5 protein-coding genes and 1 other annotated feature are annotated in these 7,818 nt (G+C 51.6%); all 5 genes read right to left on the reverse strand.

Features of this window, described 5'->3' with window-relative positions:
- Positions 1-307: 307 nt before the first annotated feature.
- Positions 308-1,600 carry an Nramp family divalent metal transporter gene (locus tag AQR02_RS27410; RefSeq protein ID WP_054943568.1) on the reverse strand — a complete coding sequence of 431 codons (1,293 nt, stop codon included), beginning with the start codon at positions 1,598-1,600 and terminating at the stop codon, positions 308-310.
- 354 nt (positions 1,601-1,954) lie between these two features.
- On the reverse strand, positions 1,955-3,667 hold the full coding sequence (locus AQR02_RS27415; protein WP_245237771.1) for a glutamine--tRNA ligase/YqeY domain fusion protein: 1,713 nt from the start codon (positions 3,665-3,667) through the stop codon (positions 1,955-1,957).
- Positions 3,668-3,756: 89 nt separating this feature from the next.
- Positions 3,757-4,015, reverse strand: a binding site (T-box leader).
- Positions 4,016-4,059: 44 nt separating this feature from the next.
- Positions 4,060-5,622 (reverse strand): hypothetical protein, encoded by a 1,563-nt coding sequence (locus AQR02_RS27420; RefSeq protein ID WP_054943509.1) that lies wholly within the window; start codon positions 5,620-5,622, stop codon positions 4,060-4,062.
- Positions 5,623-5,662: 40 nt separating this feature from the next.
- On the reverse strand, positions 5,663-6,499 hold the full coding sequence (locus AQR02_RS27425) for a stalk domain-containing protein (protein ID WP_054943510.1): 837 nt from the start codon (positions 6,497-6,499) through the stop codon (positions 5,663-5,665).
- A 488-nt stretch (positions 6,500-6,987) separates the two neighbouring features.
- Positions 6,988-7,818: peptidase G2 autoproteolytic cleavage domain-containing protein (locus AQR02_RS27430; RefSeq protein WP_280818672.1), on the reverse strand; the 831-nt coding region annotated here is incomplete at its 5' end.

Raw genomic sequence — 7,818 nt, forward strand, 5'->3', positions numbered from 1 at the left:
ATGAATTTTACGGCTTTAAAAACTTTAGGTGGAATGAATCCACTTCCATTAGCGGAAATTCTCTATATGAGCGAAAATCAGCCGTATCCAAAATTTTAGCGGGAGTTTTTCCAACTAACTTGAATTTCCCAGGGGAAAATGCGGAATTAGTGGGAGTTATTCCACTTAGCGTTCCCGCGATCAGCGGCTGGGTGCTCTCTCGCTTGTGTTCCTGCGAACACGATCAGCGACTGGGCGCTCCCACACTTGTGTTCCTGCGAACACAAGCAGCAGCTGGTGCTCCCTCGTTTGCGGTCCCGCACCCCCCTTAAATGAACAGCTCCACGATCAGGAACAGGTTCAGCGAAACTACCAGCGCCGAGATGATCCAGCCGAGTATAGTGGTTATCTTGTGGTTGACCAGCCCGTTCATAATCTGGCGGTTGCTGGTGAAGATCACCAGCGGAATTAGAGCAAAAGCAATCCCGAACGACAGGATAACCTGGCTCATTACCAAAGCGCTTGTGGCATTGATGCCGAACCCGATAATCGCCAGCGGAGGAAGGATGGTTATCGCCCGCCGCAGGTACAGATTGATTCTTTTGTTAATGAAGCCCTGCATAACCACATCTCCGGCCATCGTCCCTACAGATGAGCTGGACAGTCCGGCAATCAGGAGGCCGAGGCCAAACGAGATGGCGGTAACCGGCCCGGCCAGCTGGCGGAACTGTTCGAAGGCGACATCCAGATCTTCAACCACCAGCCCGTTTTTGAAAAACAAAGCAGCAGCTACAATCACCATCGCCATATTTACTGCACCGGCAATCACCATGGCAATCACAATATCGATCATTTCCCATTTGAAAATCTGTTTCTTCTCTTTATCGTTGGCTCCGACCACACGGCTCTGCGTCAGTGAAGAATGAAGATAAATCGCATGCGGCATGACAGTTGCGCCGAGAATACCTGCTGCCAGCAGCACACTGTCCACACCCTGGAATCCCGGGGTGAAAATCCCGGCAACCACAGCCCCGGCATCCGGCTTCGCCATAATGACCTGGAACGCAAAGGCCAGGACGACGACCATCACCATCGAAGCAATTCCGGCTTCAAGCGTCCGGTAGCCGCGCCGCTGCAGCTCCAATATGGCGAACGAACCGGCTGCAGTAATCAAGGCGGCAGGCAGCATAGGAATGCCGAACAGCAGATATAGTCCGAGTGCCGCCCCGATAAACTCCGCTAAATCCGTAGCGATAATAACCAGCTCACTTTGGATCCACAGGAAGATCGCTGCGCCCTTCGGGAACCGTTCCCGCGCTACCTCCGGCAGATTCTTGCCTGTGGCAATCCCCAGTTTGGCGGATAACGCTTGTATAAGCACGGCCATCAAATTCGAAGCGGCGATTACCCACAGGAGCAGGTAGCCATATTTCGAGCCTGCTGTAATGTTAGTGGCGAAATTTCCGGGATCTAAATAAGCCACCGAGGCAATAAAAGCCGGGCCTAAGAACGGAAGCAGCCGTTTCAGGCCCCTGACATCTCCGTTTAGTACAGCTTGCGCCGAAGTCTTATTTTTATGAGTATTTATAATTTTAGGTGTCTCCACCACTGTTTGCTCCATCATGTTAAACCCTCCTCTAGCCCGAAAAAGTTGTCTCTGTACACGAAAGTTTCCCGGATGCAACTTTTACTTTGTACTCATTATAATCTGCTTGATGAAAAATGTAAATGTAATTTTCATGGTTATCTTTTTTCAATACATAATTATCATTTAACTCCATTCAGGCTCCGGCAATCACTATTGGGCTTTCTTAATTGTATGTTGAACAGCTGCGCAGAGTGAGACGTTTGCTTCGCTCGTTTTGGAAAGAGCAGATTTAAAACAAAAAGAACACAAAAAGCGGAATACAGGGTTATCCCTGTCTCCCGCCTCTGCGCTTCACTGCTGCTCTTCATTCCGCTTACTACGCAGCCCCTATTTCTTCTCCTTCCAGCCGTCCTTTAACGGAACGATCCGGCCAAACACCAGACGATCAGCGCAGCTGAGTTTGCTATCGGCCACGAAATAGCCGTGACGCATAAATTGAAACTTGTCTTCAGGCAGCGCCGTTTGTACAAAAGGCTCAACCACACAGTGATTCAGTATTTTTAGCGAATCCGGATTAGTAACATCCTCCCACGATCCACTCTCACCCTTCGGTCCCTCGTTGTCTATCAGCAGCTTCTCGTACAGGCGTACCTCAGCTTCAATCGCGTGGCTGGCTGACACCCAGTGGATGGTCCCCTTAACCTTGCGTCCGCTAAGAGCGCTGCCACTCTTCGTTTCCCGGTCATAAGTGCAGCGCAGTTCGCTGATCTCCCCCGTTGCCGGGTCCTTGATCACTTCATGGCACTTTATGATGTATGCCCCCTTCAAACGGACCTCACCGTCTAATGTCAGCCGCCGGAAGCCCGGGGACGGATGTTCCATAAAGTCCTCCCGTTCAATGTACAGGACACCGGAGAAAGGCAGCTCCCTTTTGCCCATCAGATCGTTTTCACTGTTATTATACACACTAAGCAGTTCTGTTTCCGGTCCGTCATAATTAGTGAGCACGACCTTCAAAGGATTCAGCACCGCCATCACACTAGGGACTTTGGCTTTCAAATCCTGTCTCAATGTATGCTCCAGCAGCGAGAAATCAACCATCGACTGCGTTCTAACCATTCCGATCTCCGCCACAAAGGCCTTGATACTCTCCGGGGTGAAGCCTCTTCTACGCAGTCCGCGCAGGGTCGGCAGCCTTGGATCATCCCAGCCTTCAACATAATTCCCGGCGACCAGCTGCCTGAGGTAACGTTTGCTGGTGACCACTCCGGTGAGGTTGACCCGGCCGAATTCCCTTTGCTTAGGGGCTTCGGGGATCTCCAATTCATGTAATACCCATTCATACAGCGGCCTGTGATCCTTGAACTCCAAAGAGCACAAGGAATGGGTGACTCCCTCGATGGCATCTTGAATCGGATGGGCAAAATCATACATCGGGTAGATGCACCAGTCTTCCCCTGTCCGGTAATGCGCCGCATGAATAATCCGGTAGAGGATCGGGTCACGGAGATTAATATTGGGCGAGCCCATATCGATTCTCGCCCGCAGCACCATCGCCCCCGCAGGAAAATCTCCTTGCCGCATCCGGCTGAATAGTGCCAGGTTCTCTTCCACGGGACGATTACGGTAAGGACTGTCCGTTCCCGGCTGTGTCAACGTACCTCTGTAGGCAGTGACTTCCTCCGCTGATAGCCCGCAGACATATGCTTTTCCCTTACGGATTAGAGACACTGCACTTTCATAGATCGCTTCCGAATAATCGGAGCCGTAATAAATATGCTCTCCCGGGCTGCAGCCCAGCCACTCCAGATCCTCGATAATCGCGTTCACGTACTCCATATCTTCTTTTAACGGATTCGTATCGTCGAAGCGCAGATTGAAGGTGCCGCCGAATTTACGGGCCAGCGAATAGTTGGTATGGATCGCAAATGCACTGCCGATATGGAGATAGCCGTTAGGCTCCGGCGGGAACCTTGTGCAGATCTCCCTGCGGAACGCGCCGTTCTCCACATCCTCTCTGATCAGCTTCTCCATAAAATTCCCGGCAGCTGCAGCATCGTCCATCGCTGTGCCGGTTGTATCGATATCTTCATCCTTCATCATTATTTCCTCCTGTGTATATGTGATAACCGCTCCTCTTGCCCTTCCCTGGGCAACAAAAAAGAACCTCACCTCCAAGACTGATTAGTCTTGGGGACGAGATTCTCGCGGTACCACCCCAGGTTTATTAATATGTCGCCATATTAAACTCATCAAGTACGGCATTGCTAAGAAGCAAGGCTTATACTCTAGCTCTATAACAGGAGCTCCTGTCGCACCATCCCCGGCAGCCGGTTCCGGTACGCCGCTCAGAGGCTTGGTTCGATACAGCTTTCCCTGCCCCTTTTCAGCATCCGGGGCTCTCTGTGAAGGAATGACGGTATCTACTCTTCTCATCATCGCGTGTGATTATTTGGTATAGGATAACAAATCATCTACTGGTTGTAAAGCGGCTATTGCCCCTCGATGAGCGCAGCCAGCAGATCCAGTGCTTCCTCATGCTCAGGTTCCAGGACGAGGGCACGGCGCGTATAATCCAGTGCACCTGCATCATCCTGCAGTTCATAGCAGCAAATAGCCAGACAGTATAGCACCGTTACAACCGGCTCCTCATCGCTCTCCTGCAACGAACGCTCCAGGAACCAGCGGGCTTCCTTGTACTGGTCCATTTCGAACAGCAGCAGTCCGCTGTCCAGGGCCAGATCATATTTCTGCGGCATCGGATAATAGCCGTCCCACATCACCTGTATGCCTAGCTGCAGATCAATCAGCTCTTCATCATTAGCATCCGGCAGCAGGGCGGAGATCCGCTCCGCACTCTGGATGAACAGCTCGGCGTCGTATCCACCCAGACGCCAGAAGCCCAGCAGCGCCTGCAGTCCGATTGAATCGTAGTTCTGGTCAATAAACATCTTCAGGCTGAAGAAGTCATCCGGTCCGAACCGCTCCACACACTGCCGGTAAGCAAGCCGCGTCTGCACATGGGCATGCGGATCCTTCAGCATCAGAATACAGCCGACATTCAGGTTCTTGTAATGATGCGGAGTGAACAGCGACAAGGCACCCTTCTGTTCAAAATAGTACTGCATCGCGTGATAATTTGCCGTCAGTGAAATGCTTCCGTGATGCATCAGCTTCGGCGGATCGGAGAATTTCCAGTTTTCCAGCCGGTGATCGCCCTTATCGGCAGTCAGCAGTACAAACCCGGCCCCGGACAGCTTGTCCAGCCGCTCCATACAAGCCAGCGCCGCAGCAGGAAACAGGATATGTGTGTCTTCCAGGTTCTGCTGATAGTGCGAAATCACCTCATGATAAGGGTACGACTGTTCTTCGTATCCGGCTGCACGGCTGTAATGGTATTCCGGTACAATTTCCTTGAGCACCTGGGAAGTGGTCAGGTCAGCGGCATTGTCCGGGTAGCGCAGGGACACCTCGCAATCAAAGATTTTACCTTCATCCACATACAGCAGCTCCTGCTGAATACTGTCGAAGAAGTAATTCGCGATGACCAGCAGCGGCTGCTTCAGATCGCCGGGCCGGATTACAGTGCCGCTCTCGATAAGCTTCAACTCTCCATCAGCCACAGCATCAAACTGTGCAAAATCAAGGATTCCCTGTTCCACAAAAGGAGCCAGCCCGGGATGCTGCTGCCATCCGGTTATATTTTTGAGCGGAAGGTCGCTCATGACATATTTGAACGGAGGCAGAGCTATTCCTGCATATTCAATCAATTCGCATAGCTTCTGCAATACATGGAATGCAAGGCGGCCTGCCCCCGCTCCCATCTCCAGGATGATAACCGGCTCCTCCGGTTCCCCCTTAGCAGTCCGGTCCTGCAGAAATCCGAGGATCATCTCCGCATAGGCAGTTCCGATCATCGGGTTACTGGTAATATATTGCGGCACCTGATCATTGGTCCAGGCCTGCATCCCAAGCTGCTCATAGTAACTGCGCTGCAGCTCCCAGAATGGCGCCTCGCTGAAGCGGTAGCGTTGTTGTTGTTCGTCTGTTGTCATCTGTGTTTGAACCTGCTCTCTAATAATCTTGGAAGCATGTTTACTTCGTATGCGAACGGAAAATAACATATTCCGCCTCTGTAGGCACATTAAAGATAAAGGAGGAGGCCCCGGCTGTTACCGTCTTGGCTTCTGGCCCTATTCCCTTCAATGTCTTGCTGCTGCCTTTGAAATCCACTGCAACCAATTCCAATACTACACTATTTTTGCCCAAATTGAACGGAGCGTTATTCAGTGTTTCCAGCTGCAGCTTATATCCGCCGCCTGTAACCGCAGTCTGGTTCAACCGAACAGGGAATAACGGATGGATGTTATTAAACGTCTCTGTTGTATAGACAAAAGGAACCTGCAGCTGTACAGGCGTATTCTGCGGCAGGATTACCCCACGTCTGCCATCGATGACCCCGGAAACCTTATTGATCCGGTTGCCCATGTTCTCCCAGCGGATGGACTTTGAGGTCTCCAGCACCGAGCTCATCGGAACGAACAGCGTCCCTTCCTTCATCTCCGGCTTTACACCAAGCGGCGCTTCAAGCCCGTTATCGAATACGGCGTTCATCACTCCGGCTTTCAGACCGCTGACCGATTGGCCCATAAAAGAAAAGGTATAGCTCTTCTCCGTAGAATTATAAGTCAGTCTTGCACCGATAACATCGGAGAACGCCCGGATCGGCATCATCAGCTTATTGTCCTTGATATAAGGAGACAGCTTGCCAGGAAACAGTACATAACTGTCGTTAATAAACAGCGGGAGCAGCTGCTCTCCTCTGTTCCCTGCAGCGGAAGTCCTGGCGGGCGCGAATGCTGTACCTGCACCTATTGCAGCAACCAGTATGAAGATCAGCAAAGCCCGAATTCTGCGCACGAAATGGTTCATTAGCGTATACCTTCTTTCTATCTAATATATAAGGATAGACCCCAGCGTATCCTATTGCCGTTAAGCCGGGCTTAATGCTTCCCTTGAACATTTGTCACTTTTTTCCTGAAACTCTCCCATCTTATAGACTCATGTAAGGGAACAAAAGTTTCGCGGAACCTGAACTTACGTAAGAAGTAACCTGTCTGTTGGAAAAAAGCGGCATTAATTATTTACACCGTAAAGTACTAACGGCATGTAGAGTCTCATATTCTGAATTAGGGAAACCAAGCCGCTCCTGGAGAGGAGATACCGGTCCGATAGAGCCATCCTGAAGCAGGATTGGAGGAAAGGACCATGAGTACAGATCAGCTTATTGCACTGCTTGTTCTTGTCATTATGATCGTGCAGCTTGCCGTCAAGAAGGGGAAATCCTGACGTCACGCAACAAAGAAACGGGTACCGTTCATTAGGACGGTATCCGTTTCTGCGAGAACATATATATTCAGTTATCTCACAAAAATACGGATTTGGTCATCGCGCGTCCTGTTCAAAACACGGTATCCGGCTGGGGCGGCAGTCGCAATTCCATCATCATTTGGCATGCAGTAGCTTCCCGGCTGGCAAGTGCCGTCATCTAGGACAAGCAGCTTGCCGAGGATGCCTACCGCGACCCATTCCTCTCTTTCGATACGCGGGATATAGGCCTGTGAAGCGTTCCAGTCGGGATTTAAGACCGGCTCTGTTTTGGTTGTAGCGGTGCGGAGCACGTTGCCCTCCGGATCTCTGACCTCCGGAACCTCAACCTCCTGATATAGAATCCGGTCCCACTCATCCGTGACGAACAGCTTATGCCAGCGCAGATCGCTTGAATCTGCCAGGATAGCCGGTCTTGCACTCACTACACCGAGAATATAGGAATCCCCGGAGGTGACCTTGCGGATCTTCCCGCCGGCACCGTCAAAGGTGACGATATATCCAGGCTCCAGTGTCAGGCCGTCAGCCGTTTCGAACATCTCCGCATAATCGGCCGCTGCCGGGGAAATGACTGTACCATCCAAATACAAATTGCCTGTTGCTCCTTCGATCACTGCAGAATTAAGGCTAGGTCCCACCGTCAGCCCGTTCGCCAGATGCCAGGAGTAGGCAAACCGGGTGGAACCGTTCTGGCCCATAATATGCGCACCTGCATGAACCGGCATAACCATCGTGTTCTCGCCTTCGGCATGGGAATTCGCCCCAAAGGCCTGGGTCATGAATCCCTCTGCGTGGGAAGCCTGGACATCGGCAGTGGTGCCCGCGCCCTCTGCATGGGCATAAGCCCCGCTGGAGACGCTGCT

This window comes from Paenibacillus ihuae, assembly GCF_001368795.1.
Taxonomy (GTDB): Bacteria; Bacillota; Bacilli; order Paenibacillales; family Paenibacillaceae; genus Paenibacillus_AQ; species Paenibacillus_AQ ihuae.

Coding starts and splice junctions, on each gene's coding strand:
- AQR02_RS27410 (WP_054943568.1), bottom strand. CDS start 1,600: ATGGAGCAAACAGTGGTGGAGACACCTAAAATTATAAATACTCATAAA.
- AQR02_RS27420 (WP_054943509.1), bottom strand. CDS start 5,622: ATGACAACAGACGAACAACAACAACGCTACCGCTTCAGCGAGGCGCCA.
- AQR02_RS27425 (WP_054943510.1), bottom strand. CDS start 6,499: ATGAACCATTTCGTGCGCAGAATTCGGGCTTTGCTGATCTTCATACTG.
- AQR02_RS27415 (WP_245237771.1), bottom strand. CDS start 3,667: ATGAAGGATGAAGATATCGATACAACCGGCACAGCGATGGACGATGCT.